The following is a 23,885-nucleotide window of genomic DNA, read 5'->3' as shown; positions in this document are numbered from 1 at the left end:
ATTGTTAATTGTCGATGTGGGAACCCAGCATGGCGTGCGCGAGCAGGTCGGCGCGGGCGGCGGCTTGTTCTTCGCCACTTAAAACCAGCGTGTCTTGCCGTCGTGCGCAGCCGCTGCCATAGCCCAGGGTTTCGCTGTAACCGTACACATAATCGCCATGATCGAGCGAGCCGCGCCGGGAATGAAGTAGCTATCTTGGGTGAGTTCGCCGACGAGGAAATGGTATTGGTCCATATGGCAATGCGGGGGAGGGTTGCGACAGGCGCATTTTTGCACGGAATGCAACATATTACCAATGCACGCGCGCGACCATTCCGTCAGGCGGCCTGATGCGTATGTAGTTGATTTAAATGGAATTCGAGCCGGATTGCGCTTACTTCGAGCCCCATTGCGGTTACACTCAGTCTGACTATACTGCAATGATGACCGTGGTGTCTGTTCACTGCGTCGCTGGCCATCCTACGGAGGCATCATGTCCTATGCGAATCCCACCACCCATAATGGGTTCCTGATCTCGGCCTACGCCTGCGAACTGCCCGAGGGGTGCTGGCAGGGACAGTTGGTGCTGAGCAAGTGCGGCTTTGAAGATGTGCGGCAAGCCAATCTGGAAAATCGCAGCACGCAGCACGAAGCGGAGCAATCGGCCCTGGCCATGGGGTGGCAGCTGGCCAATTACGTGCTACCCCTGCGCACTGTTGACGATAAGTAATGTAATGCTTTCATTTCGTAAGGTAAATAGAGTATCGTGTTTGGCCAGAGAGAAATACACCGTATGCAGCAATCGAGCTGGCGTGCGCGGCGATGCCTGAGTGAACGCCGCGGAACGAAGAGTTGTCCTTGAGGCCGGCCCCCACAGGCCGCACACCGTCACCATGCACCACACAGCACTCTCGCCGGATCCTGAGGATGCGCCCGCCCAGCAGTTGCCCTCCGAGCTAAATCTGCATGCCTTGCATAGCCGCGAAGTCAAGCTGCTGCGCGAGACGATCAATCAACTGTTGATCATGGCCAAGATGCAGGTACAGGAAAAGGATAAATCCGACGCTTTTGGCCTGTTGATCATGCAGTTGCGCGAAGCCAATCAAAATCTCGTGCTGGCGACGTTTGGCGCGCAGGATATGCAAGCGTCCGCCGAAGCGACAACCTTGCGCCAGACGGAATTCCTGGCCATGCTTGCACATGAGTTGCGCAACCCCTTGCAGCCGCTGGCGATGGCCAATGACTTGCTGGCCAAGAAGGTCGACCTCGATCCCCAGCTGGTGGATGTGCATGGCGTGATCGGCCGCCAGGTGGCGCATATGGCACGCCTGATCGACGACTTGCTCGACGCTTCGCGCGTCAGCAGCGGGAAGATCACCTTGCAGCTGGCGCCCATCCTGCTGAGCGACATCCTCGCCAGTGCCGTGGAAGTTGGCCAGGCCAGCATCAGCCAACGCCAGCAAGTGCTGAGCGTGAGCCTGCCGGACGAACCCCTGGTGATCGAAGGGGACCTGGTGCGCCTGACGCAAGTGTTTGCCAACTTGCTCATCAATGCCAGCAAATTTACGCACGAGTTTGGCCACATCGACATCGTCGTCAGGCGCCACGATGATTTGGTGGAAATTGCGGTCAGCGATGATGGCGCCGGCATCGCCCTCGATATCCAGCCCTTCATCTTCGACCTGTTTACCCAGGGCTTCCGTTCGCTGGAACGGGCGCAGGGCGGCCTGGGCATCGGCCTGTCGCTGGTGCGCATCATTACCCAGTTGCATGGCGGCACCGTGGATGTCTTCAGCGCAGGGGTCGGCTTTGGCAGCCAGTTTGTCTTGCAGCTGCCCTTGTCGTCGCTGGCGCCGCCATCGCAGGACATGCAGGCGGTACCTGCGGCGTGCGCATTGCCACGCCGCATATTGCTGATCGAGGATAATGCCGATGCGGCGGAAATGTTGGCGCTGCTGCTGACGCAGGACGGCCACCATGTCGACGTGCGCAATGACGGCCCCAGCGGTTTGCGCGCCGCGCTCGATGCGCCCTACGATGTGATCGTGTGCGATATCGGCTTGCCCGGCATGGATGGCTACCAGGTCATCAGTTCGGCCCGTGCGGCCTTGGTGGCACCGCTGCCGTGTTTTGTCGCCGCGTCAGGGTACAGTCAGCTTGGCGAGTTCGACCGCGCTGGCCAGGCGGGGTTTGACCACTACCTGGTAAAGCCCATCAATATCGACGCTTTGTCGAGAATAATCACGGCAACGGTTCCGCGCTGATGGGCGAGGAAATCCTGATGCTTTTGTTTAACATGGTCCATGCACCGAAAACCGCAGAGAAAAGATCCGATTATGGCCACAGTCCATGAACAGCGGCAGCGCAGGATAGAGCACGCGCTGTTACGCGAACCAGGTGCGGTGGTAGACGTCAGTATTCGCCTTTGGGAGCAACTGGCCACTGAATTGAATCAGATCATTGGTGAACGGGGCGTGGAGTCGATGTATGCCCGCAGCCTGCACCAGAGTCAGAAGCAGTTCAGCTGGTTGTCACCCCATCCGCCGCAAGCGCTGGCAGTTGCCATGGCCGCCTTGCGCGCCAGCTTGCAGGGACAGGCGACCGCAGTCGCCTGCACGGCAAGCACAGCGATGTTGATGCACTTCATCAATACCCTCATTTTATTAATTGGCGAACTCTTAACGAATAGCATCCTCCTCAAAGCCTGGGGTGATGACGTTGTGAATAATGCTGGAACGGAGCCGAACGAATGAACAAAGTTACCATCCACCGCCTGGCAACTGGCGTGCCGGGGTTGGACGAACTGCTGGGCGGCGGAATACCCGAGTTTTCCTTCAACCTGGTGGCGGGCACGCCCGGCAGCGGCAAGACGACGCTGGCGCACCAGATCATGTTTTCCCTCGCCACGCCCGAGCGCAAGGCGCTGTTTTTCACAGTCCTGGGCGAGCCACCGCTGAAGATGCTGCGCTATCAGCAGCAGTTCCCCTTCTTCGATGTGGAAAAGATCAACCAGTCGATCAAGTTCGTCAATCTGTCGGCTGACTTGCTGGAAGGCGATTTCGACCTCGTGCTGGCGCGCATCGCCGAAGAGGTGGCGGCGTTCTCGCCCAGCCTTGTCTTCGTCGACTCCTTCCGCTCCGTGGTGCAGTCGGCCAAGGCCATGAGCACCGGCGCTGCCGGCCTGCAGAATTTTGTGCAACAGCTGGGCGCGCAAATGACCAGCTGGCTGGCAACGACCTTCCTGATCGGCGAATACCTGGCGCCCGAGGCCGAGTCGAGCGCCGTGTTCACGGTGGCTGACGGCATCCTGTGGCTGTCGCAGCTCGTGCATCGCGATGCCATGGTGCGCAAGATCCAGGTGGTCAAGATGCGCGGCCAGTCGCAGAGCCTGGGCGTGCACACCTTCCGCATCAATGACGATGGGGTGCAGATTTTTTCCCGCGCCGTGCTGAAGACCAGCGGCATGCAAGAGGTCAGTATTTCCGGCAATGAGCGCCTGTCGCTGGGCGTGCCGGAGCTCGATACCATGATGGGCGGCGGCTTGCCGGCAGGTTACTCACTGCTGCTGGTGGGGCCATCCGGTTCCGGCAAGACCGTGCTGGCCACGCAATTCCTGACGGAAGGCGTGCGCTGCGGCGAGCCCGGCGTGATCGCCGCCTTCGAAAAAAGCCCGAACCAGCTGCTCAGCCATCAATTGAGTGAACTCGTCAGTTCCGGCCAGATCGGCGTGATCAACACGCGCACCCTGGATTTGTCGCTCGATGAAATCCTGCATGACCTGGTGAGCATGATCACGCGCATGAAGGCCAAGCGCGTGGTCATCGATTCGCTGTCCGGCTTTGAAATGGCGCTGGCCTCCATGTTCCGCGAAGATTTCCGCGAATCGCTGTACCGTCTGGTAGCTGCCTTGACGGACATGGGCGTGTCGGTGCTGATGACGGCCGAGCTGGAAGACCAGTACACCATGCTGCGCTTCAGTTCCTACGGCAATGCTTTCCTGGCCGACGCCATCGTCATGCAGCGCTACATCGAGCTCGAAGGCCAGTTCAAGCGCGTGGTATCGGTGGTGAAGGTGCGCGGTAGCGGCCACAGCAAGGATATCCGCTTCTACGATATCGACGCCGGCGGCTTGAAGATCGGTGCAGCCCTCAGCCAGTATCAGGGCATACTGTCGGGCGACCCTTACCGGGTCTAGGCGTTGAGGCGTATGATGGAAGTGCGGCCATGCCGACGGTGATGGCTGTGCGCAGAGGAGACGGATGATGCGTCTTCTGTGTTTCCGTGCTGATCAAGAGGAGATATGATGGACAAACCCGAATTCATCCTGGCCGCGAAAGCCATGGAAACGCTGGAAATGTATCAGACCTTCTACGGCCATTCGCAGGAATACCAGGCGCATCAGCAGGAAGTCTTGAAATTGCTGCGCCACAAAGGGGCCTCCCTGCTGGTGTCGGAACATGGCCCGGCGAAGTTCTTGCTGGCCTTTGCCGATGCGCTGGAAGCGGCCAGCTTGCCGGGCGAGTATGTGCCGCTCAACCGCAGGTAGGGCGCGCCTGTGCCGGCAGGGGCGCCAGCAGGAGATGCTGTCTGTTGTCGGGATCCACCCCTAGCCGCCGTTCGCTCCTTCATTCAGCGACACCCTGGGCAGGCGCACGGTAAACACCGTGCCGCGTTCCAGGCTCGACTCGGCGCCGATGGTGCCGCCGTGCGCGCAGGCGATTTCACGCGCGATAAACAGACCCAAGCCGATGCTGGTGGCATTCGGCGCCTTGTGCTCGTCAGAAACGGCCAGCTGTACCAGGGGATCAAAAATGGTCTTCAGCGAGGCCTCAGGGATCTGGCGGCCAAAATTCTTGACTTGCACCACGGCCGTATCGTCATCGCCGCAGGCCGTGATGGTCACCGGCTGGTCGTCGGTGCGATATTGCGCAGCATTGTTGAGCAAATTGGAAAACAGCTGGGCCAGGCGGGGCGCATCGAAGTCGCCGATCATCTCGCCCTTGGTGCTCAGTTCAAACTTGCATTTCGGGTGAGCGGCCGAGGCATCCTCGACGGCCGTCTTGCAGATTTCCCCGAGATCGCCCAAGGAGGAGGAGATGGGCATGTGTCCGCCCAGCTGCGTCCTGGCAAATTCCAGCAGATCGTTCACCATGGTCGTCATGGTGGCTGCACTGCGGGCAACCCGGGCACCGATCTCTACCGTGGAAGATGAGTTCGCGCTCGGCCTGCTCAGCAGCGCACCGGCCATCGTCATGGTGCTCAGCGGACTGCGCAGATCGTGGCTGAGGATGGCGAGAAAGGTATTGCGGGTGCGGTCGCTCTGCTGCGAATAGCGTATGGCCGACTCCTGCAACGCCTTGTCTATCGCTTCATTGAAGCGCAGGATGTCTTCTGTCGCCGTTTTTGACGCCACTGACACCTGTGCCATCCACAGTCGCAGAACGCTGGCCCGCATTGCGCGAAATTCCGCCGTCAGCTGTGGCAGCGTGAAGCCTATCTGCTGGCGCAGGAAACCATGCGTCGCGGCTGCGGTTTCCTTGCCCGTTATTTCTGACACGCCCGTGATCGATTTCTTTTTTCGCTGCGCCGCGTTTTCGATGACGTCCATGTCGCGCACGATGGTTTCAAGCATCTGCTTTGCATGATCGCGTAATTCTGCTTTCGAGATGTCGGCGCCAGGAATGGGGAGCGAGCTGGCGAAGAGTTCCCACTCTTTCAGGATCTGCTCCAGATGGTCGGTAATAAAGCGCGATAGTTTCACGATGGACCAATGCGTTGATAGAAGAGGAGCCAGTGTACGCCGTTGACGCGATGCATGGCGCATTGCGCGCGTGCAGGACGTTGCGAGGGCTCTTGCTGAAACGGATGGTGGAGCTGAATTGTTTCCCATGCCGGTCCGTCTGGAATGGTCGTATTGCACACAATGGCAAGCTGACACCGGATTCTTCGATGTCATGACGGCGAAGGCATGTTGCCCAACAAATGTGGTATTTTTTTATATCATGTTTGTGACAATAGGTGAATATGTTGCCATCTATTTGGTGCACACTTTGCCGGATATTAATCCGGGAGTGTATCCATGACCAGCTTACGCGGCCTGCCGCCACGACTGCCGGGAGCGGGTTTCCGGGGTTTTTCCTTGCTGCCGCTGGCCATTTCATTTGTTGTGCTGGTGTGTCTGTCCCTCCTGGCGATCCAGTTATGGATGACCTTGCGCGCGCGGGAAGTGCAATTGAGTGAAGCCGCGCGTGAAAGCGCCAATTTGGCACAGGCTGTTGCCCAGCATGCCTCTGACACGATTAAAGAGGCTGATACGGTACTGGTCGGACTGGTGGAGCGCGTGGAGATAGGTGGTGTCTCCGATCTTGAACTGGCCCGTATTCATAAATTGCTGGTCACCCGCGTCGCCGAGCTGCCCCAGTTACACGGCCTCTTCATCTATGCCAAGGATGGCAGCTGGCTGGTGAATTCTCAGAAAACGTTGTTGAACAATCTGAATAATTCTGATCGAGATTATTTCAAATACCATCAAACGCATGCTGGCCGAGGGCCTTATGTCGGTCCTCCCTTGCGCAGCAAATCGACGGGGGACTGGATAGTTACCGTGTCGCGGCGGATCAATATGCCTGACGGAAGTTTTGGCGGCGTGGTGCTGGCGACCATCAATATGAATTATTTCAGGCTGTTTTATGAACGTTTTTCTATAGGGGAAAAGGGCGCTATTTTCATTGCGAATGGAGCGGGCATACTCTTATTGAGACGGCCGTTCGATGAGAGTTTGCTGGGACGCGATATTTCACAATTCCCTGTGTTTCATGATTATTTGCCTAAAAGTCCCGTTGGCACCGCCGTGATCAGGTCGGGAGTCGATGGCGTGATGCGTATCAATAGCTACCGAAGAATCGAGGAATACCCGCTGGTGGTCTCGGCCGCGCTGTCACAGGATGAAGTCCTCGCTTCGTGGTGGTTCGATACGGTGATTCAAAACATGGTGGGTGGCGTGCTGGTACTGCTGATCGCGTTCATCGGGTACCGCGTGGTGCGGCAAATCGATTTGCGGGTCAAGAGCGAGGCGGGATTGCTGGAGGCGCGCAACGAGCTGGAATTGATCAATGAAACCCTGGCCCGCCTCGCCAATCAGGACGGCTTGACTGGCCTGGCGAACCGGCGCCATTTCGATCAGTCGCTAAGCGCCGAGTTCAGCCGTGCGCAGCGCGAAGAAAGTGCTCTGGGACTGGTCATGATCGATGTCGATTTCTTTAAGCAATACAACGATATCTATGGCCATGTGGCCGGTGATGAGTGCCTGAGAAAAATTGGCAAGGTGATGGCCTACAGCATGCGCCGGCCAGGAGACCTTGCGGCGCGCTACGGTGGCGAAGAAATGGTGGTTTTATTGCCTGGTACGGATCTGGTCGGCACATTGGCGGTGGCGGAAGGTTTGCGCGATGCCGTGCAATCCATGGTCATTGCCCATACCGGCAATCCTCTTGGTGTCGTGACAGTGAGTATCGGCGTGGCGGCTTTTGTGCCGGTGCATCTGAAAAATCAGGCAGTGGAACTGGTTGAGCTCGCTGATAAGGCCTTGTACAAGGCCAAGGCATCCGGGAGAAACCAGGTCTGTTATGAATCTGCTTGCGAAAGTGCCGAGCAGCTTGCGACTGCTTTTGCATTTCGATAGCAATTTTTGAATGGCGAGGGCCGGCGTAAGCTTTGCCCTGCGTCCTGGGGGGCGCGTGTGCCAGCCTTGCCCATGTACAATCGGCAACATACGGATCGACGTGTCCGCCCCTTCATTGCGGAGTACGTCCGAGCGTGACACAAACATTGCAAACCTGGCTACTGGCCTGGCGCGAAGCCTTGACGTGCATCGGTTTGGGACTGCGCGATGCGCGCCATGCGGGCCTGTGGTGGCGCTCCGCGCTGTGGTGCATGGCGGTTGTGGCGCTGTGGCTGGGGCTGTATAGCTGTTTCGGCCGTTTTTTTGTCGAACTGAGCGCCATGCTGGCGCTGGTATCGGTCACCGGCTTGCTGGGCCTGGGCGTGATGGATGGCGTCGGGACACTGGCCAACGGGCCTGCCACGCTCTCGCAGATGGGCAATATCGCCGGCAGCCTGGGTAGCGCCGCCAAAGCCCTGCTGTCGATCGGCCAGATCGCCCTGGCGTTGCTGGCGCTGGCCGCCTTGTTCTATGTCATCGTTTTTATCGTCGGCGCCATCGGCACGGCGCGCTTGCCGCTGCGCTGGCTCTTGCTGGAACGGGCCAGGACCGTGGCGGCGCGCCGCTATGTCCGCTGGCAGCCGCCGGCAGGCCTGGCGCTGCCCGCCGCGCGCCCCGCCTGGCGGCGGCGTCTGTTGCTGCTGCTGTCCCTGCTGATCCCCGTGTGGGCCATGTGCGTGCTGATCTCGTACTTGCTGGCCTGGAACGTCCAGATGATCTACGGCGCGGCGGCCGAAGAGGTGCTCAGCGTGGAACAGCAAACGGCGTTGCGCCGCGAACAGCGCCCGGTAATTTTTGCCTTGGGCCTGCTGCTGTGTTTGCTGATGCTCATACCGATCCTCAATTTATTGTTGCCAGCCTTGCTGTGCTCCAGCGTTTGTCATTTGCAGCGCCGCGGCTGGCGCGCAACGGGGTCAGCAATCAAAGTGTAGTGAACCGGCAAGACGCGCCACCCTAGAGCGCGCGATTGAAATCGGAGCAGTTACCCATGCCGGCCAGACGGACAAGGGCGGCGCGCCATACATTCTGCACCCCTTGCGCGTCATGTTGCGCGTCGCCCCGGCGCCCAGCAGATCGTTGCCGTGTTGCATGATGTGGCGGAAGATAGCGATTGCAAAGTCACCTTCGACGACCTGGAACGAGAAGGATTTTCCCAGGAAATCATCGACGGCGTGCGTGGCGATTCAGGTCCGCCATTCGTACACGACCTGAGCGGCTGATGTTGTCGTTAGGAAAAACCGCCTGCGGCGCAAAACCTGGTTAGACGAATCGGAGAGGATTGCGCTTGCAAGCGCAACCCGGTTTTGCGGCGCCGAGCTGTGCTCGCCGAAGTCCCGCAAAACCCCCCCGCCCTTACCGGACGCGGATTCGACGCCCGCGTTCTGCATGCATGGAATAAATAAAAAGGGCCTCCCCGCCAAAACGGGGAAGCCCTTCTATTTATTCAGTGGTGGAGACGGCGGGAATCGAACCTACCGTAAGCCTTGGTTTCTTGGCTGTCTTAACGGTTTCACTGTCAAAATACTGACAATCTGTCTTTGTTGATGACAGTTGCCTCAATGAAAAAAGACGAAGTACAGCCAGGCTGTAGACAGCTCGTGCTCCGGAACGAAAGTAATCTTGTTAGTCGCTGTCACGATATTGAGCGAATGCGGCAATACCGAATAGGGACATGAACATTATTGCCTGCGCCCATTTTGTGCCATACCAAGCATGTGTAAGTTCTCTATGTTCCCAGCTTGAAACGACAGCCATCTTGCTCACCGTGTCTAGTGACCAGTAGTCTAAAGCGGGGATGAAGAACACAAATGTGCCGGTTACGAGCCATAAAGTCCAGTTTCCTACCCGGTGCCCACGTGCCCAGGCGTAAAGCAACCCACTGATCAGGCACGCGACCCCGAACAACATCCAGGCGGTTGGGCCAGGTGGTAATCCGATAGTCTCGGCGTTCATGCAGTGCATGTTGCCGAAGTGCGCGTGCGGATGCACGCGGGGGCGGGTTGATATGTGGCTTAGCGACTATGGCAGACCGTGAGGCATAAACTTATATTTCCCAAGTCGTGGGCGATGTTGCAGGTGGCCGCTTCCGTACCCCATAGCGGACCATGGAGTAGTTGAAGTTTGACTTAACGTTGACGTCTAGCGAGGTTGAAAATCATGGATGTTGTTGCTTGTAGAGAAACCAAGTTAATACTGCCATGATAACTAAAGAGAATAGCGCACTGGTGAGCAGTATTCGTTTTGCGTGATGCTTTCCAATCACTATCCCCAAGAGCCCGCCCCATGCTATTGGCAAGATCGCATAGATGACGTATGACACGACTTTTAGTAAGTTGGAGCATGATTCGCGACAAACGTTGGTCTTTGCGACGACCTCAAACGCATGAGGCACCATATCGAAGGCGATGCCAACCAAGAACCCGAGGACAATAAAAGCAATCTTTTTCACCATCACTTGACCTCGAAGAAAAGGATTAATTTCGAGTTCCGAAGATCGGAGTAAACCGGTATCCAAGGGTTATTGATTCCCAGGGTGAACCGTGCAAATGTCTCCAACGTTCCGGTTAGGCCGTTATTCGTGAGCCGTGACTCGTTCCATAGATCTATGTGCCCACCGCTTGCGCTTGCAGGTGCTTCAGCAATCCCACGTGGTTTGCCTTGCGTATTTCCACTGTCTACACATGCCCGATTGGCTTCTGCCACGATAACATCGGAAAACCTCTGTTTTCCGAGAGACCGCTCTTGGCCGGTTGCGGTGGGTATCATGCGACTCTAACTCATTTAACAACTAATGTCAGTTGAAGTTGCATTGAAGTATCTTAGTTTTTTTCCATGTGACGTAGCAACGATTCGCGTATCAACGTCCGATTCGGCTCACTCAAGCCCAGCAACGGCCGCTCCAGGTATTTGTATGCCTGTCCTTTTTTTGACACGCGGTCTTGCCGGCCAAATTGATGCACATGCGCTACGCGCGCCACCCACCCAAAGAACCCGACCTCAATCTGGTCGCCGGTCGCCTTTACTTTCAGGTGTTTGGCGGTGCGAATCTTGGCGAACATGGCCGCCTTCTGCCGCTTGATCCGTCCATTCTTCCCCTTGAATTCCTTGCGCCGCTTGCGCGCCGGATAGGCCGCGCCGTCCGGGCCCTGCTGCGCCTTGATGCGCTGCGCCTGACTGCGCCGCAGGTCGATGGCCACTTTGTGATTGATGGCGCGGCGCTGGGCAGGCTGCAGCTTGGCCAGCAGGGCGCCGGCCCAGGCTTCCAGCGCGCGCAGGTTGTCGCTCATGCTGTCGCCTCGGGCGTGCGCCATTCCGCCAGCAGCGTCTCGCCGTCATACAGTTTCCAGAACTCGTCCGCGTAGGCGGGCATGTGCTGTATCTCGGCCAGGTGCTTGATGTCGAGGCGGCCCGCTTCGCCGGCCTTGACGGCCACGCGCTCGGTCAGGTCCAGCTTGATGGAAATGTCGACCGTTTCGTGGTTATTAAAATCGACCTCGAAGGCGATGCCATGCTTGCGCGTTTCCTCATTCGCCATCAGGTCGAGCTGATGCACTTTCAGCCAAGCGATCAGGGCTAGCAGACTTGCCGCCGTCACTGAAGCTGCTGGCACCTGGACTGCTTCTCTCAAGGCGACAGACTATCCGTGCGTAATTCAAATGACAGGCGGTACTGTTGGAGGTAAGACTTTCACTGGTTCTCCCTACTCGGCGGCTACCGGCGTCCGCTTCCTCACGTTGCCTCTGCGCAAGCTCTGCCTTGGCCCCCCGCAACGAAGTGCCGGCGATAAAGCGGTCGAGAAGTCCCGTCCTGGATAATCGATCAACCTCCGTGTGAGCGTTCTTTGACCGAGTCCGTGTCGCCGTCAAGTGAGTGCAGAGATCCGAGTGTCGGCGCTCGAATGCGCGGTCCATTAGGACGTCGAAGGAGGCCGCCTGTCCGGCCGGCGTCCGGGTGGCATCCTGCTCTCGGACACACGCATGCAGCACGCCATCTAAGTAATCAATCGAAGTCATGTTCTCGATAAGTAGAAGAGTTTGTCAAACTTTATTATCTTTTGTCAGACTTTATTATTCACTGACAGCCCAGCAGTACTTTCACACTCATCTTAAACCTGTTCCACGCTGAATATCACCATAAATCGAAGAGTGATAAGTAGGATTATCACGGAAGGAAAAACTCATTCGATGTGCTATTTCGCCAGTTAAAGCGACTGGTGGATCATCTGGCCGGTATCGAGTCCCCCGACTTGGTACTCGTTCAGCCCCTTGGTGCCGCCTCCTTCCCTGTTGCTGATTGACCGGCGAGGCCTCACCGCCGTCAGACACACTGGCCAGCGTCGAACGGTTCTGCGCGGCGACCAGCGGTGTGCTCGCCGCAGTGATGGGTCATCTCGCGTAGATAGTTCTGGTCCGCCTATGACAATCTGGCGCGAAGGTCGATGTCGTTCAAAGGTCTGCGTATCGAGGCAGCAAGTCCTGATCGACCAATCGGATTTCAATGGCATTGGCTATCTTGACATGCTCCGGATTCTCGTCAGAGAAAGGCGCGTCGATGACACTGACGATGATCGTGCCAATCTGCTGGTTGTCGGTCCCCAGCACCGGCACCAGTGCGCGAGCCTCGGGTACTTGCTGAACGTTGAGTACCCTTGGCAGATACAGCATCCAGCCGATTCCTGGACGGTCTTTGAAAACCTTTTTGTCAAAGTAGCCGGCCGATTCAACCGTCACGACGGTGGGATGCCAGATTGCTACGGACTTATGAACAAGCTCTGTGACGAGTTGCCAATCTTGCGCGAACGCGCCTGGCTTGGCACGCAGCACCATCATGCTTGTTTCCGGCATAACGCGTCCAACGTATTGAACCGACGCGCCTTCGCTGCCGTCGCGACCATTCCACATGCTGACGATGCGCGGATCCACATCGTGTTTCAACGACTCGGTCAACACCGCAATGGCGGCTGTGGTGGGGCCATCGTGGTCAAAGACTTCGTAAAGAACTGCTTCCGCTTTTTTGTTCCCTTTAAGAAACCAGCCATTTAATATCGGTGAACATGCTAGCAGATCAGGAACAAGTCCTTGTAGCTCACCCAGCATCGTCTTGACGTCAAGCCCGCCGGCGTGACGGAATATTGCGGTAAATTCGTAGGGACGTTTCATGGATTGAATACCGTTTCGATTGGAAGGCGCATTACCACGAGCGCTTTTGAGAAAAACCGATAACTCTTAGATTGCATGAAGTACCAGCGGAGTTGAACTGGTGGCATCGGCTTTGCGACGCCAGATTGTCTGGATGCCTCAGCCAACAGCGCCCCATCACCGTTCCACCACTCTTGCGGATCGCCAGCATCGTCAAAAAATTGATCATACTTCGCTTTGGCTTCCTTGAGGAGACACTGACTGGAATCAAAACCGTCAAATGTCACGCCATTGAACATCCATTCGGTAATAAAGCCCGGTCCGACCGGCAAACCGGCGATGCGTTGCTGGTAAGCAATTGCCGTTTTAGACCATCCCGCCGTGGGTCGGTTGAAAGGCGTGCCCGTATCCGGAGGACATTTCTTGCATTTCTCCTTGGTCGTGTTAGTTTGTGCATCTGTACGCGCGATCGGTGTGGTCGTGGCCTTATCAGCTTCTTTCTGGCGCTCGCGCGCCTGCTCGCCAGCAGCACCGGCCACTGCGCCGACGCCGAGCACAACGAGAACGCGGGCCGCCACTGCCTCAATTGCCGTTATGGCCAGAGCTCCCATCAGTACGTCCTTTCGAGTTTCTTGTGCAATACCGCAAGCATGTCGTCGAGCCGTTGTTCCGGCCTGGCGCCGGGCTTGCGCAGGTGAGAATCGAACAGCTGGTCGTCATATATGCCGGGCGCATCTGCCGCCAGGTACATCAGGCGCACAATGTGCGGCGCGGACGTGAAGCCGATACGAAGCGCGTAGTCATGCGCTGCCTGCATGCGGTCTTGCACTGCAGCGCGACTAAGCCGGTCCTGCATGTCGGGACGGTTGCCTATGAACTGGGCGCACACTGCGATGACGAACTGGTGTGTGTCGCGCGCTTCGAGTTCTTCCCACTGGGCTTCACTGAGCTTGAGCATGCCGCCTACCGATCCATGTCCGTTGGCCCCGGTGTAGCAGATGCCATTCATGAATGTAACCAAAAAAATTTTCACGCTGTTCAGGATCCAGCACTTCGGCCAAGCTGACCAGTACACGCGGATCCCAAAAGCGCAGCAGCGCGGTGCGCCCGTCTGGCAATACCGTGTCGAGGTTCAACTGCAACAGCTGCGCCAGACCGGCGATGTTTTGCGGTGCGATCAGCCAGGTGACGGCGGGGAGCGCTTGTTCCAATGACGCCAATGCTTCAATTAAAGCGTCACCGGCTTGTTCTGCGTCGACCAACCATGGCCCGGCATGGGCCAAGGCCGCGTCCGGAGTGCCAGTGAACAGGGAATGGCAACCCTCGCGCGTCGTCAAGGACGTGCCGAGTTGTACGCGATATTGCGCGCCATCGACTAAGGCATAAAGCCTCAACGCAGGCGTGGTCAAGTGTAGCTGCACCAGGCGCGTTACCACATCGATAGGCGCCGTCACTCGCGCACCACGGTCGCACTGCCGAAAGTCGCGGCCTTGAGCAAGCAGTCAAGACATATACCCGAAGTCGTGCTCGATGCGATCAGGGCTGTGTTGCTTAAGGCCTCGGCCTTGTCGTCGGCAGCAGGATCTCCGATTGACGATTCGTTCGACCAGGTCGTCGTGATTTGACCTGACAGCAACTTTGCACCGCACGCGGTCGAATCCATGTGACGCGCATAACCGTTGCCACTGCCGTCTACCAGCATGCGCTGGCCAAGTACATGCGGCGCGGCGTCGATCTGGATACCTACTTTTTCGTGAACGGCTACCAGGCCGTGCATGAATTCGACAAGGGCCGCGTGTTTCACCTGATGGAACCTGACGTGAACCAGGAGCTGTACGGCGTGCCGCAGTACCTGAGCGCGCTGCAATCGGCCTGGCTCAACGAGGCGGCCACCCTGTTTCGCCGCAAGTATTACAAGAACGGTTCGCACGCCGGTTTCGTGTTTTACATGACGGACGCCGCAGCGAACACGCAAGACGTGGACAACCTGCGCCAGGCCATGCGCAACCGCAAGGGGCCGGGCAACTTCCGCAACCTGTTCATGTACGCGCCGAACGGCAAGAAGGATGGCATCCAGATTCTGCCGGTGTCGGACGTGGCCGCCAAGGACGAGTTTTTCAACATCAAGAGCGTCACGCGCGACGACCAGCTGGCCGCGCACCGTGTGCCGCCGCAGTTGATGGGCATCCTGCCGAACAATGCCGGCGGCTTCGGCGCGGTGGAACCGGCCGCGCGCGTCTTCGCGCGTAACGAGCTGGTGCCGCTGCAGGCGCAGTTCGAAGCGATCAACGAGTGGGCCGGTGTGGAAGTGGTGCGCTTCGCCCCGTATGACCTGGCCACAGGCGGGGAGGGCGCGCAATGAGCGACCACGTAGACAACACCGACAAGATCATCTTCGCGGAGGTGGCGCGCGGCCTGGCTGCCGTGCGCCGCCGGCCCGCCCTGGTGGCGCATGGCTGCTGTCATTATTGCGACGAGGCGCTGGCGTCCGCGCTGCTGTTCTGCGATGTGGACTGCCGCGACGACTACGAGAAAGAGCAGGCGGCCAAGGCCCGCGCCGGTCGACCAGAATGACCGCCACGCCGCGATAGCCGGTAGGACAGGGCCGCGACAGCCCAGCCGCGCCGGAGCGCCCCAGCCACCGCACAGGCCGCTCCCGAGGCGGCTTTTTCACGTCCCGACGAATGAAGTTGCTATGGATGCAAGAAAAAGGCCCATTTCGGCCCGGCGCGCGCAGTTGTCCCCCCTCCACACCTGCCCGCTATATAGGTCTCTTTTGACTCAAATTTGCGCCATGGCCGAAGGCGCATGAGGACTGGCGCGGCGGGGCAAAGAGGGGGCATGCGATTTGACGCATTTTGACGCACTTTGAGCGCTTTTTCGTGCGGGTGGTGTGGCGATGTCGGAACGGCGTTATTTTCGCGCTATGCTGCGCTTTGGCGCGTTCTTGGGCATGCATCGATGTCTGTGTAGGTAACCAGGCTTCGGTTCGACGACAGTGGTCTGATATCAAAGGTGCGCTATTTAGCAGAGAGGACTTGCGGCAGCTTCTGGACATGAAATGCCTCGACAACAAAATCGACAAAGGCGCGCGTCTTCGCCGGCAACAGTTTCTGACTGGTGAAATACAACGAGATCGCCCCCACATCACCATACCAGTTCGGCAGCAATCGTACCAGCGCACCACTTTCCAGATGTGGAGCAGCGTGGGGAACTGGTATCAATCCGACGCCAAGGCCCAGCACCACGGCTCGGCTGAGTGCATCCGGATCGTTAACCAGCATAACCGCCTGCTGTTTTGCTGTGACTTCGACTCCTGCGTTATTGCGCATGACCTGAATCCGCACGCGACCAGTCAATGGAGAGCGCATCACAACACTGGGTAATTCGGCAAGTCCGGCTGGATCTTTGGGACGACGCTTGCCCTGTAATAGCGCAGGCGATGCCACTGCAATCAAATGTATTCGCGCCAATTCGCGCGCCACCATACCGGGCGGTAGCTCAAAACCAGCACCGACCGCCGCATCAAAGCCGCCTGCGATCAGGTCCAGCGGACGGCTATCGAAAACCCAATCGGGAGTTACTCCCGGATATCTTTCGAGAAACGCCGGCATGAGGGGTAACAGATAATCCATGCCAAATCCAGGTGCCGCGCTCAACTTCAACACGCCAGTCGGTTGCCCGGCATTGACCTTGATGTCGGCAATTGCGCCCTGGATGCTGTCGAGACCAATCTGTACTGATTGCCGAAAACGTTCACCCGCTTCACTTAGCGTCAGGCCACGGGTGCTACGCTGGAAAAGTCGTACGCCAAGGTTCCGTTCAAGAAGCGCGACGTTCCGACTCACTGCTGCTGGTGTCAGGCCCAGCCGACGTGCTGCAGCAGAAAAGCTACCGCTCTCGGCACTGCGGACGAATGACTCCAGATTGGCGAGAGTTTCCACGATTTCACCTTCAAGTATTAATTGAAACTGATTATAGTTGATTGATACTAACGCAATAAACACCAAGGCCCTAAAATTCAACTCAGCAAACAGTTTATTCACTTAATTTCAAAGGAGAAATCATGACTATCGGCATCATTGGCTCGGGCGCCCTCGGCTCCAACTTCGCTCGCATTCTTGCAAAAAAAGGGATATCGGCCACCATCTCCAACAGCCGTGGACCAGCCTCGCTGGCTGACTTGGTTGAAGAACTGGGGCCATCTATTAAGGCCGGCACAGTGGAAGAGGCCGCAAGCGCTGATATGGTGCTAGTTGCGGTCCGCTGGGTCGATGCAGAGAAAGTACTGGGTAGCCTGCCGGCGTGGAGCGGTCGCATCGTGATCGACGGCACTAACCCTGTGGAGTTCTTCGATCCAGCAACGTCGCCGGATGCGAACGACGTAAGCAATCCTCTCGCCGCATATGGGATCAAGGCGGTCGATCTTGGCGGAAAGCATTCAAGCCAGATCATCCAGCAATTCGTTCCTGGTGCACGGGTCGTCAAAGCATTCAATCATAACGACGTCAATGTGCTGAAGGAGCCGGAGACGGCAGGTGGCAAACGCGTATTGTTTTACTCTGGCGATGACGCTGCCGCAAAGGCCGAGGTGCGCGGTATCATGGAAGTTGCCGGATTCTTCCCGATTGACCTCGGCGCGCTGGACGTCGGTGGACCGTTGGCCTCGCTGCCCTTCGGGCCGCTGTCGACGCATAATTTCATCAGTATCTAATCGAGATCGTTCGCTCGCCGGCATTAAGCCGTGAAAACCCCCGCCGCCGGTTGGCGTGCACACCAAAACAAAAGGAGATTGTTCAGCCGCTAAGCGGATTTAAGCAGTTAGGCGAAAAAAAAGCTGTCATTTTGTTGTCATTCCTAGGCTAAAACAGCCCAAAAACAACCCAAATAATGACAGCCTTCTTCTTGCTACTACTTGATTCTAAACAATTCAGTGGTGGAGACGGCGGGAATCGAACCCGCGTCCGCAAGCACTCTACAGACAGTTCTACATACTTAGCACTATCATTTAATTTAACTCAGCCAGCACGGATGTGCACGTTATGGGCAAGCGAGTTACCTATTATTTAGTCGGACGCTAAGTAACCCAGCATCAGACGAGTCCCTGTAAATGACTCTAGAGCTTTTGACGGCCCACCCCAGGGACGAGGTGTTCTAGAGCTAACAGCGATTAAGCTGCCAGTGCGTACGAGTTATCGTTTGCAGTTAAGTTTTTTCAGGTTGTATTTACGAGGTAGCCCGCCCTCGGTATGCCCTGCGCTGCTTTGCAACCCACGTCGAAACCAGGTCGTCCCCACAGAACCTTCATTGTAGCGCAATCTTCACACTCTTGCATGATGCATTCGCAGTAATGGATATAAGGCCAGGCAGACGCAGTTTCAAGTCATCAAGCCGCCAGCTGCCGTGCCTGCGCCGCCTTCACCACCGCGCTGACCAGCTCCAGCAGGGTCAGTGGCGTGTCCAGCAAATGGTCGGCATTCCAGTGTTGCGGTTCGATGGGGCCGCAGTAGCCCCAGGCGCAGGCGACCGTGCGCATGCCGGCGGCGCGGCCGGCCTGGATGTCGCGCAGGTCGTCGCCCACGTACCAGCATTCCTCTGGCTGCAATGCCAGGCGGCGCGCCGCTTCCAGCAAGGGGGCGGGGTGCGGTTTCGGGTGCGCCATGGTGTCACCCGAAATCACGCAGCCGGCCGCGCCCAGGCCGATCTGGCCCACCAGCGGGTCGGTGAAGCGGGCCGCCTTGTTGGTGACCACGCCCCAGGCCAGGCCCAGCGCTTGCAAGCCGTCGAGCATGGCGGGGATGCCGTCAAATAAACGGCTTTCCACGGCCAGGGCCGCTTCGTAATTGTTCAGGAAGCCGTCTTTCAGGGCTTCGTAGCCGCTTTCGCCTGGGCCGATGCCATACGACGCACCTATCATGCCGCGCGCACCGGCCGAGGCCGTAGGGCGCAGGATTTCATATGGGGTCGGCGCCAGGCCGGCGCGCGCCCGCAGCAGGTTGATGGCCGCTGCCAGGTCGGGCGCGGTGTCGGCCAGGGTGCCGTCGAGGTCGAACAGGATGGCGCGCGGGGCTGGCAGATGGTCTGTGATCATGGCGGGCAAAGTGTGTCAAGTAGGAACGAAAAATGGCGGCCGCAGCCGCCTTTATTGTGCGTGATGGTTACAGCGGCCGGGTGCAGGCCACCAGATAATTGACGCTGGCATCGCTATTAAGTGAGTAAATCTTGGTCAGCGGATTGTAGCCCATGCCGCGCATGCTGTGGACGTCCAGGCCGGCGCTGCGCGCATATTGCGACAGTTCGGCCGGGGTGATGAACTTGTCATAGTCGTGCGTGCCTTTCGGCAGCAAACGCAGCAGGTATTCGGCGCCCAGGATGGCGAACAGATACGCTTTCGGGTTGCGGTTCAGGGTCGACAGGAAGATGTGGCCGCCCGGCTTGACCAGGGTGGCGCAGGCCTTGACGATGGCGGCGGGGTCCGGAACGTGCTCGAGCATTTCCATGCAGGTCACGACGTCGTACTGGCCCGGCTCTTCCTCGGCCATGGCTTCGGCGGCGATCAGCTTGTAGCGTACCTTGGCGCCCGATTCCAGGCTATGCAGGTCGGCCACTTTCAAGGCCTTGTCGGACAGGTCGATGCCCGTCACGTCGGCACCCTTGCGGGCCATCGATTCGGCCAGGATGCCGCCGCCGCAGCCGATGTCGATCACGCGCTTGCCGGCCAGCGGCACTTTCGCGTTGATCCATTCCAGGCGCAGGGGGTTAATTTCGTGCAAGGGACGAAACTCGGAAGTGGGGTCCCACCAGCGGTGGGCCAGCTCACTGAATTTTTGGATTTCGAGAGGGTCGGCGTTCATAGGTCGAATAATAGCGGCAATTTTACAATTGGGCAGCCACGGACGAAAAAAAACCCCGCCTTGGCGGGGTTTTTCATGCTGTCCTTGACTTGCGCGATGACTTGCGGCAAGTCCAGGGGCTCAGCTATTACTTGTTGCGGGTACCAACAACTTCGATTTCCACGCGACGGTTTTTCGCACGGCCTTCGGCAGTTTTGTTATCAGCAACAGGTTGTTTCTCGCCTTTGCCTTCGGTGTACACGCGGTTGCTTTCAACGCCTTTGGTGACCAGGTAGGCTTTGACAGCATCAGCACGACGTACCGACAGTTTTTGGTTGTAAGCATCGGTGCCGACGGAGTCAGTGTGACCCACAGCGATGATGACTTCCAGGTTGATGCCGCCCAGTTGTGCGGTCAGTTCGTCCAGCTTGGCTTTGCCTTCTGGCTTCAGCGTAGCTTTGTCGAAATCGAAGAATGCATCAGCAGCGAAGCTGACTTTTTCCGAGGTAGGAGCAACGACGACTGGTACTGGTACGACAACGACTGGTGCCGGTGCTGGTACGACTGGCGCTGGTGGAGCCACGCATTTGCCGTCTTGCAGGGTTTCTGGCTCTACGCACAGTGGCACGTCGCAACCTGGCACCGCGTCAGCAGGTGTCCAGTAGCCGGTGCGCCAGCACAGACCGAATGGATCGCGCACGATCACGCCGCGGGCATCTTGCACGTAAGCGCTTTTTGGGCTTGGTGCTTGGATGTCAGTGGTAACTGGCGCGAATGGTGGGGAGGTTGGGGTTTGGGCCGAAGCCGAGCCAGCAATCACTGCGGATGCAGCGAAAAACAGCGTTACAAATTTATTCATTCTTTTTTCCTTTCGGGGGGTGATATCCGCAGAACAACACTGCGCTACTGGTGCTACGTGCCAAGATTTTATCATGTAGACCATATGCGCTCGTTTCAGATTGCGAAACTAGCAATTAACTTCTCAGTCATTTTGCCACACGCATCAGGGGCGCACGACCGTGGTTAAATCAAAGCTTGCCTGATTTTAGACCGCGCGTTGTTTTTGCGCAACGAAAATGCCCATTTGTAACGCATCTGTAACAATTGATCGCTTTTTTTGCCACTTTGAAGGGCAGGCGTATTGAACTGGTATTGCCATTGTGCATTATCGACAAGCCGGCGTGCACGGCCCTGGTGCAAACTGGCAATATTGTCGGCATGGCCAATTTGTACAGGTAGCTGGGCGCGCATGCTAAAATCGTGCGCTTGACTGTTAAGAGTGTCGAGCAAATGCCCACGGCGGCACTGCATGGCCAGGACCTACCCCTGCGGTACGCGTGCTGGTCGTGTCGCCAGTTCGCCGATTTGCTCGGGCACTCTGCGACATGGAAGCCGGGCCGCGCCAGCAGCGCGCGGTGCGGCGTCCACGACGACAGCCGCCTAGGATATGCAGTATTGCGTCATACATTGCGTAACAGATAAGTTAACCACAGCCTGAGATCAGTCGAACCGCCAATGGATCAATTCGCAAAAGAAACAATTCCTATTTCCCTCGAAGAAGAGATGCGCAAGAGCTACCTCGATTACGCCATGAGCGTGATCGTCGGTCGCGCCTTGCCCGATGCGCGTGATGGCTTGAAGCCAGTGCACCGCCGCGTCTTGTTCGCGATGCATGAAATGAATAACGTGTGGAACCGCCCTTACGTCAAGTGCGCCCGCGTGGTCGGCGAAACCATGGGTAAATACCATCCCCACGGCGATGCCTCGATCTACGACACACTGGTGCGCATGGCGCAAGATTTTTCGCTGCGCTACATGCTCGTCGATGGCCAGGGCAACTTCGGTTCCGTCGACGGCGATGGCGCCGCGGCGATGCGTTACACCGAGTGCCGCCTGGACAAGATCGCCGGCGAACTGCTGGCCGATATCGACAAGGACACCGTCGACTTCCAGCCCAACTACGATGGCAAGGAAAAGGAACCGACGGTCTTGCCGACGCGTATCCCGAACCTGCTGATCAATGGCTCGTCCGGTATCGCGGTCGGCATGGCGACGAACATTCCGCCACACAACATCACCGAAGTCATCGATGGCGCGCTGTACGTGCTGCGCAACCCCGATTGCACGATCGATGAATTGATCGAGATCATTCCCGCCCCCGATTTCCCTACCGCCGGCATCATCTATGGCGTGTCGGGCGTGCGCGACGGCTACCGCACGGGCCGCGGCCGCGTGGTGATGCGCGCCAAGACCCACTTCGAAGAATACGGCAAGGATGGCGGCCGCATCGCCATCATCGTCGACGAGCTGCCATTCCAGGTCAACAAGAAATCCTTGCTGGAACGCATCGCCGAGAACGTGCGCGACAAGAAGCTCGACGGCATTTCCGACATCCGCGACGAATCCGACAAGTCGGGCATGCGCGTGGTGATCGAGCTGAAACGGGGCGAAGTGCCGGAAGTGGTGCTGAACAACCTGTACAAGCAGACCCAGTTGCAAGATACCTTCGGCATGAACATGGTGGCCCTGGTCGATGGCCAGCCGAAGCTGCTGAACCTCAAGCAGATGCTGCAATGCTTCCTGTCGCACCGCCGCGAAGTGGTCACGCGCCGCACCGTGTTCGAACTGCGCAAGGCGCGCGAGCGGGGTCACGTGCTCGAAGGCCTGGCTGTCGCGCTGGCCAACATCGATGACTTCATCGCCATCATCAAGGCCGCGCCGACGCCGCCGATCGCCAAGGTCGAGCTGATGGCCAAGGCTTGGGATTCGTCCGTCGTGCGCGAAATGCTGGCCCGCACGGGCGACGGCACGACGCCAGGCGGCATTGATGCCTACCGTCCGGAAAACCTGCCGAAACACTACGGCATGCAAACGGATGGCCTGTACAAGCTGTCGGACGACCAGGCGCAGGAAATCTTGCAAATGCGTTTGCAACGCCTGACCGGCCTGGAGCAGGACAAGATCGTCAACGAGTACAAGGACGTGATGGAACATATCGCCGACTTGCTCGACATCCTGGCCAAGCCGGAACGCGTCACCGTCATCATCACCGATGAAATGACGGCGGCGAAAAACGAATACGGCGCTGGCAACAAGGACGTGCGCCGCTCGCAGATCGAGCTCAATGCGACCGACCTGGAAACGGAAGACCTGATCACGCCGCAAGACATGGTCGTGACCCTGTCGCACACCGGTTACATGAAGGCGCAGCCGATTTCCGAATACCGCGCGCAGAAGCGCGGCGGACGCGGCAAGCAAGCCATGGCGACCAAAGAGGAAGACTGGATCGACCAGCTTTTCATCGCCAACACGCACGACTACATCCTGTGCTTCTCGGATCGTGGTCGCATGTACTGGCTGAAGGTGTGGGAAGTGCCGCAAGGCTCGCGCAATTCGCGCGGCAAGCCGATCGTCAACATGTTCCCGCTGCAGGACAACGAAAAGATCACTGTGATCCTGCCGCTGTCGGGCGAGAACCGCACGTTCCCGGAAGACCATTACGTGTTCATGTCGACCAGCCTCGGCACCGTCAAGAAGACGCCGCTGAAGGACTTCAGCAATCCACGCAAGGCCGGCATCATCGCGGTCGACCTGGACGACGGCGACTTCCTGATCGGCGCGGCGCTGACCGACGGCCAGCACGACGTGATGCTGTTCTCCGATTCGGGCAAGGCAGTGCGATTCGACGAAAACGATGTGCGTCCGATGGGCCGCACGGCGCGCGGCGTGCGCGGCATGAATCTGGAAGAAGGCCAGCACGTGATCGCCCTGCTGGTGGCCGAGAACGAGCAGCAGTCGGTGCTGACGGCCACGGAAAACGGCTACGGCAAGCGCACGCCGATCACCGAGTACACGCGCCATGGCCGTGGCACGAAAGGCATGATCGCCATCCAGACCAGCGAGCGCAACGGTAGAGTGGTTGCCGCGACCCTGGTTGATACCAGCGATGAAATCATGCTGATCACCACCGGTGGCGTGTTGATCCGTACCCGCGTGTCGGAAATCCGCGAAATGGGCCGCGCGACGCAGGGCGTGACCCTGATCGCCGTGGAAGACGGCACCAAGCTGTCCGGCCTGCAGCGCGTGGTGGAAACGGATATCGACGAAGTCGAGCTGACGACGGAGGCGGGCACGGATGCCGCACCGGCGGCCGCCGACCCGGTTGATCCTGTCGATCCGGCCCAGCCGGAGTAAGATGATTGGGGCTCTTTCGGG

At 58.1% G+C, this 23,885-nt stretch carries 26 protein-coding genes, 1 other RNA gene and 1 pseudogene; 12 read left to right on the top strand and 16 right to left on the bottom strand.

Going from position 1 to position 23,885, the window contains the following annotated elements; translation table 11 throughout:
- Positions 1 to 4: 4 nt before the first annotated feature.
- The gene (locus tag ACQ4W0_RS03470; protein ID WP_436575508.1) at positions 5 to 148 is read right to left on the bottom strand and encodes a hypothetical protein; all 144 of its coding nucleotides are present in this window, start codon (positions 146 to 148) and stop codon (positions 5 to 7) included.
- Between the two features lie 324 nt (positions 149 to 472).
- Here ACQ4W0_RS03470 and ACQ4W0_RS03465 point away from each other — a divergent pair, with 324 nt between their 5' ends.
- The 5 genes from ACQ4W0_RS03465 to ACQ4W0_RS03445 all read left to right on the top strand — a co-directional run bounded on the left by ACQ4W0_RS03465 (position 473) and on the right by ACQ4W0_RS03445 (position 4,525).
- A complete protein-coding gene (locus tag ACQ4W0_RS03465) occupies positions 473 to 709 on the top strand; it encodes a hypothetical protein (RefSeq protein ID WP_282406083.1) in 237 nt (78 codons plus the stop codon).
- 163 nt (positions 710 to 872) lie between these two features.
- Complete coding sequence (locus ACQ4W0_RS03460; RefSeq protein WP_436575507.1) at positions 873 to 2,243, top strand: hybrid sensor histidine kinase/response regulator; 1,371 nt, start codon at positions 873 to 875, stop codon at positions 2,241 to 2,243.
- Between the two features lie 72 nt (positions 2,244 to 2,315).
- The gene (locus tag ACQ4W0_RS03455) at positions 2,316 to 2,732 is read left to right on the top strand and encodes a hypothetical protein (protein WP_436575506.1); all 417 of its coding nucleotides are present in this window, start codon (positions 2,316 to 2,318) and stop codon (positions 2,730 to 2,732) included.
- A complete protein-coding gene (locus ACQ4W0_RS03450) occupies positions 2,729 to 4,174 on the top strand; it encodes an ATPase domain-containing protein (RefSeq protein ID WP_436575505.1) in 1,446 nt (481 codons plus the stop codon). Before ACQ4W0_RS03455 ends, ACQ4W0_RS03450 begins: the two co-directional genes overlap by 4 nt.
- A gap of 105 nt (positions 4,175 to 4,279) precedes the next feature.
- Entirely contained in the window at positions 4,280 to 4,525 is a 246-nt protein-coding gene (locus ACQ4W0_RS03445; protein WP_436575504.1) for a hypothetical protein, read from the top strand.
- A 60-nt stretch (positions 4,526 to 4,585) separates the two neighbouring features.
- Here ACQ4W0_RS03445 and ACQ4W0_RS03440 read toward each other — a convergent pair whose 3' ends face one another.
- On the bottom strand, positions 4,586 to 5,869 hold the full coding sequence (locus ACQ4W0_RS03440; protein WP_436575503.1) for an ATP-binding protein: 1,284 nt from the start codon (positions 5,867 to 5,869) through the stop codon (positions 4,586 to 4,588).
- A gap of 189 nt (positions 5,870 to 6,058) precedes the next feature.
- On the opposite strand from ACQ4W0_RS03440, the gene ACQ4W0_RS03435 reads away from it, so the two are divergent.
- From ACQ4W0_RS03435 to ACQ4W0_RS03425, 3 genes are all read left to right on the top strand, one after another.
- Positions 6,059 to 7,660, top strand: coding sequence for a sensor domain-containing diguanylate cyclase (locus ACQ4W0_RS03435; protein ID WP_436575502.1), 1,602 nt, complete (start codon positions 6,059 to 6,061; stop codon positions 7,658 to 7,660).
- A gap of 134 nt (positions 7,661 to 7,794) precedes the next feature.
- Positions 7,795 to 8,631: a hypothetical protein gene (locus tag ACQ4W0_RS03430; RefSeq protein WP_436575501.1), complete on the top strand. Its 837-nt coding sequence runs from the start codon at positions 7,795 to 7,797 to the stop codon at positions 8,629 to 8,631.
- 150 nt (positions 8,632 to 8,781) lie between these two features.
- The gene (locus ACQ4W0_RS03425; protein WP_436575500.1) at positions 8,782 to 8,919 is read left to right on the top strand and encodes a hypothetical protein; all 138 of its coding nucleotides are present in this window, start codon (positions 8,782 to 8,784) and stop codon (positions 8,917 to 8,919) included.
- Positions 8,920 to 9,854: 935 nt separating this feature from the next.
- Here ACQ4W0_RS03425 and ACQ4W0_RS03420 read toward each other — a convergent pair.
- From ACQ4W0_RS03420 to ACQ4W0_RS03385, 8 genes are all read right to left on the bottom strand, one after another.
- The gene (locus ACQ4W0_RS03420) at positions 9,855 to 10,214 is read right to left on the bottom strand and encodes a hypothetical protein (RefSeq protein ID WP_436575499.1); all 360 of its coding nucleotides are present in this window, start codon (positions 10,212 to 10,214) and stop codon (positions 9,855 to 9,857) included.
- Between the two features lie 304 nt (positions 10,215 to 10,518).
- The gene (locus ACQ4W0_RS03415; RefSeq protein WP_436575498.1) at positions 10,519 to 10,986 is read right to left on the bottom strand and encodes a phage virion morphogenesis protein; all 468 of its coding nucleotides are present in this window, start codon (positions 10,984 to 10,986) and stop codon (positions 10,519 to 10,521) included.
- Positions 10,983 to 11,309, bottom strand: coding sequence for a phage tail protein (locus ACQ4W0_RS03410; RefSeq protein WP_436575497.1), 327 nt, complete (start codon positions 11,307 to 11,309; stop codon positions 10,983 to 10,985). Before ACQ4W0_RS03410 ends, ACQ4W0_RS03415 begins: the two co-directional genes overlap by 4 nt.
- Positions 11,310 to 12,144: 835 nt before the next feature.
- Entirely contained in the window at positions 12,145 to 12,858 is a 714-nt protein-coding gene (locus ACQ4W0_RS03405; RefSeq protein WP_436575496.1) for an immunity 52 family protein, read from the bottom strand.
- The gene (locus ACQ4W0_RS03400; protein WP_436575495.1) at positions 12,855 to 13,448 is read right to left on the bottom strand and encodes a restriction endonuclease fold toxin 5 domain-containing protein; all 594 of its coding nucleotides are present in this window, start codon (positions 13,446 to 13,448) and stop codon (positions 12,855 to 12,857) included. The genes ACQ4W0_RS03405 and ACQ4W0_RS03400 overlap by 4 nt, the downstream gene beginning before the upstream one ends.
- Positions 13,448 to 13,795 (bottom strand): hypothetical protein, encoded by a 348-nt coding sequence (locus ACQ4W0_RS03395; RefSeq protein WP_436575494.1) that lies wholly within the window; start codon positions 13,793 to 13,795, stop codon positions 13,448 to 13,450. Before ACQ4W0_RS03395 ends, ACQ4W0_RS03400 begins: the two co-directional genes overlap by 1 nt.
- Positions 13,779 to 14,246, bottom strand: a complete 468-nt coding sequence (locus ACQ4W0_RS03390; protein WP_436575493.1) for a DUF4123 domain-containing protein — start codon at positions 14,244 to 14,246, stop codon at positions 13,779 to 13,781. The genes ACQ4W0_RS03395 and ACQ4W0_RS03390 overlap by 17 nt, the downstream gene beginning before the upstream one ends.
- 41 nt (positions 14,247 to 14,287) lie before the next feature.
- Positions 14,288 to 14,500, bottom strand: a complete 213-nt coding sequence (locus ACQ4W0_RS03385; protein WP_436575492.1) for a hypothetical protein — start codon at positions 14,498 to 14,500, stop codon at positions 14,288 to 14,290.
- Positions 14,501 to 14,539: 39 nt separating this feature from the next.
- On the opposite strand from ACQ4W0_RS03385, the pseudogene ACQ4W0_RS03380 reads away from it, so the two are divergent.
- Positions 14,540 to 15,199 (top strand): annotated as a pseudogene (locus tag ACQ4W0_RS03380) (phage portal protein); the annotation flags it as partial.
- The gene (locus tag ACQ4W0_RS03375; protein WP_436575491.1) at positions 15,196 to 15,411 is read left to right on the top strand and encodes a hypothetical protein; all 216 of its coding nucleotides are present in this window, start codon (positions 15,196 to 15,198) and stop codon (positions 15,409 to 15,411) included. The pseudogene ACQ4W0_RS03380 and the gene ACQ4W0_RS03375, both read left to right, overlap by 4 nt.
- 446 nt (positions 15,412 to 15,857) lie before the next feature.
- On the opposite strand, the gene ACQ4W0_RS03370 is transcribed toward ACQ4W0_RS03375, so the two are convergent.
- Entirely contained in the window at positions 15,858 to 16,781 is a 924-nt protein-coding gene (locus ACQ4W0_RS03370; protein WP_436575829.1) for a LysR family transcriptional regulator, read from the bottom strand.
- Positions 16,782 to 16,903: 122 nt separating this feature from the next.
- On the opposite strand from ACQ4W0_RS03370, the gene ACQ4W0_RS03365 reads away from it, so the two are divergent.
- A complete protein-coding gene (locus ACQ4W0_RS03365; protein WP_436575490.1) occupies positions 16,904 to 17,551 on the top strand; it encodes an NADPH-dependent F420 reductase in 648 nt (215 codons plus the stop codon).
- 220 nt (positions 17,552 to 17,771) lie between these two features.
- Here ACQ4W0_RS03365 and ssrA read toward each other — a convergent pair.
- From ssrA to ACQ4W0_RS03340, 5 genes are all read right to left on the bottom strand, one after another.
- Positions 17,772 to 18,132, bottom strand: a transfer-messenger RNA (tmRNA) gene (ssrA, locus tag ACQ4W0_RS03360).
- Between the two features lie 91 nt (positions 18,133 to 18,223).
- The gene (locus tag ACQ4W0_RS03355) at positions 18,224 to 18,928 is read right to left on the bottom strand and encodes an HAD family hydrolase (protein WP_436575489.1); all 705 of its coding nucleotides are present in this window, start codon (positions 18,926 to 18,928) and stop codon (positions 18,224 to 18,226) included.
- 67 nt (positions 18,929 to 18,995) lie between these two features.
- Positions 18,996 to 19,691, bottom strand: a complete 696-nt coding sequence (gene ubiG / locus ACQ4W0_RS03350; protein ID WP_436575488.1) for a bifunctional 2-polyprenyl-6-hydroxyphenol methylase/3-demethylubiquinol 3-O-methyltransferase UbiG — start codon at positions 19,689 to 19,691, stop codon at positions 18,996 to 18,998.
- A 127-nt stretch (positions 19,692 to 19,818) separates the two neighbouring features.
- Positions 19,819 to 20,529: an outer membrane protein OmpA gene (ompA, locus tag ACQ4W0_RS03345; protein ID WP_436575487.1), complete on the bottom strand. Its 711-nt coding sequence runs from the start codon at positions 20,527 to 20,529 to the stop codon at positions 19,819 to 19,821.
- Positions 20,530 to 20,693: 164 nt separating this feature from the next.
- A complete protein-coding gene (locus tag ACQ4W0_RS03340) occupies positions 20,694 to 20,921 on the bottom strand; it encodes a hypothetical protein (RefSeq protein ID WP_436575486.1) in 228 nt (75 codons plus the stop codon).
- A 264-nt stretch (positions 20,922 to 21,185) separates the two neighbouring features.
- Here ACQ4W0_RS03340 and gyrA point away from each other — a divergent pair, with 264 nt between their 5' ends.
- Positions 21,186 to 23,864 carry a DNA gyrase subunit A gene (gene gyrA / locus ACQ4W0_RS03335; RefSeq protein ID WP_436575485.1) on the top strand — a complete coding sequence of 893 codons (2,679 nt, stop codon included), beginning with the start codon at positions 21,186 to 21,188 and terminating at the stop codon, positions 23,862 to 23,864.
- Positions 23,865 to 23,885 lie beyond the last annotated feature (21 nt).

Origin of the sequence: Janthinobacterium breve (genome assembly GCF_051380895.1) — a bacterium.
GTDB lineage: Bacteria > Pseudomonadota > Gammaproteobacteria > Burkholderiales > Burkholderiaceae_D > Janthinobacterium.
This window is presented reverse-complemented; position numbering and strand designations above follow the sequence as displayed.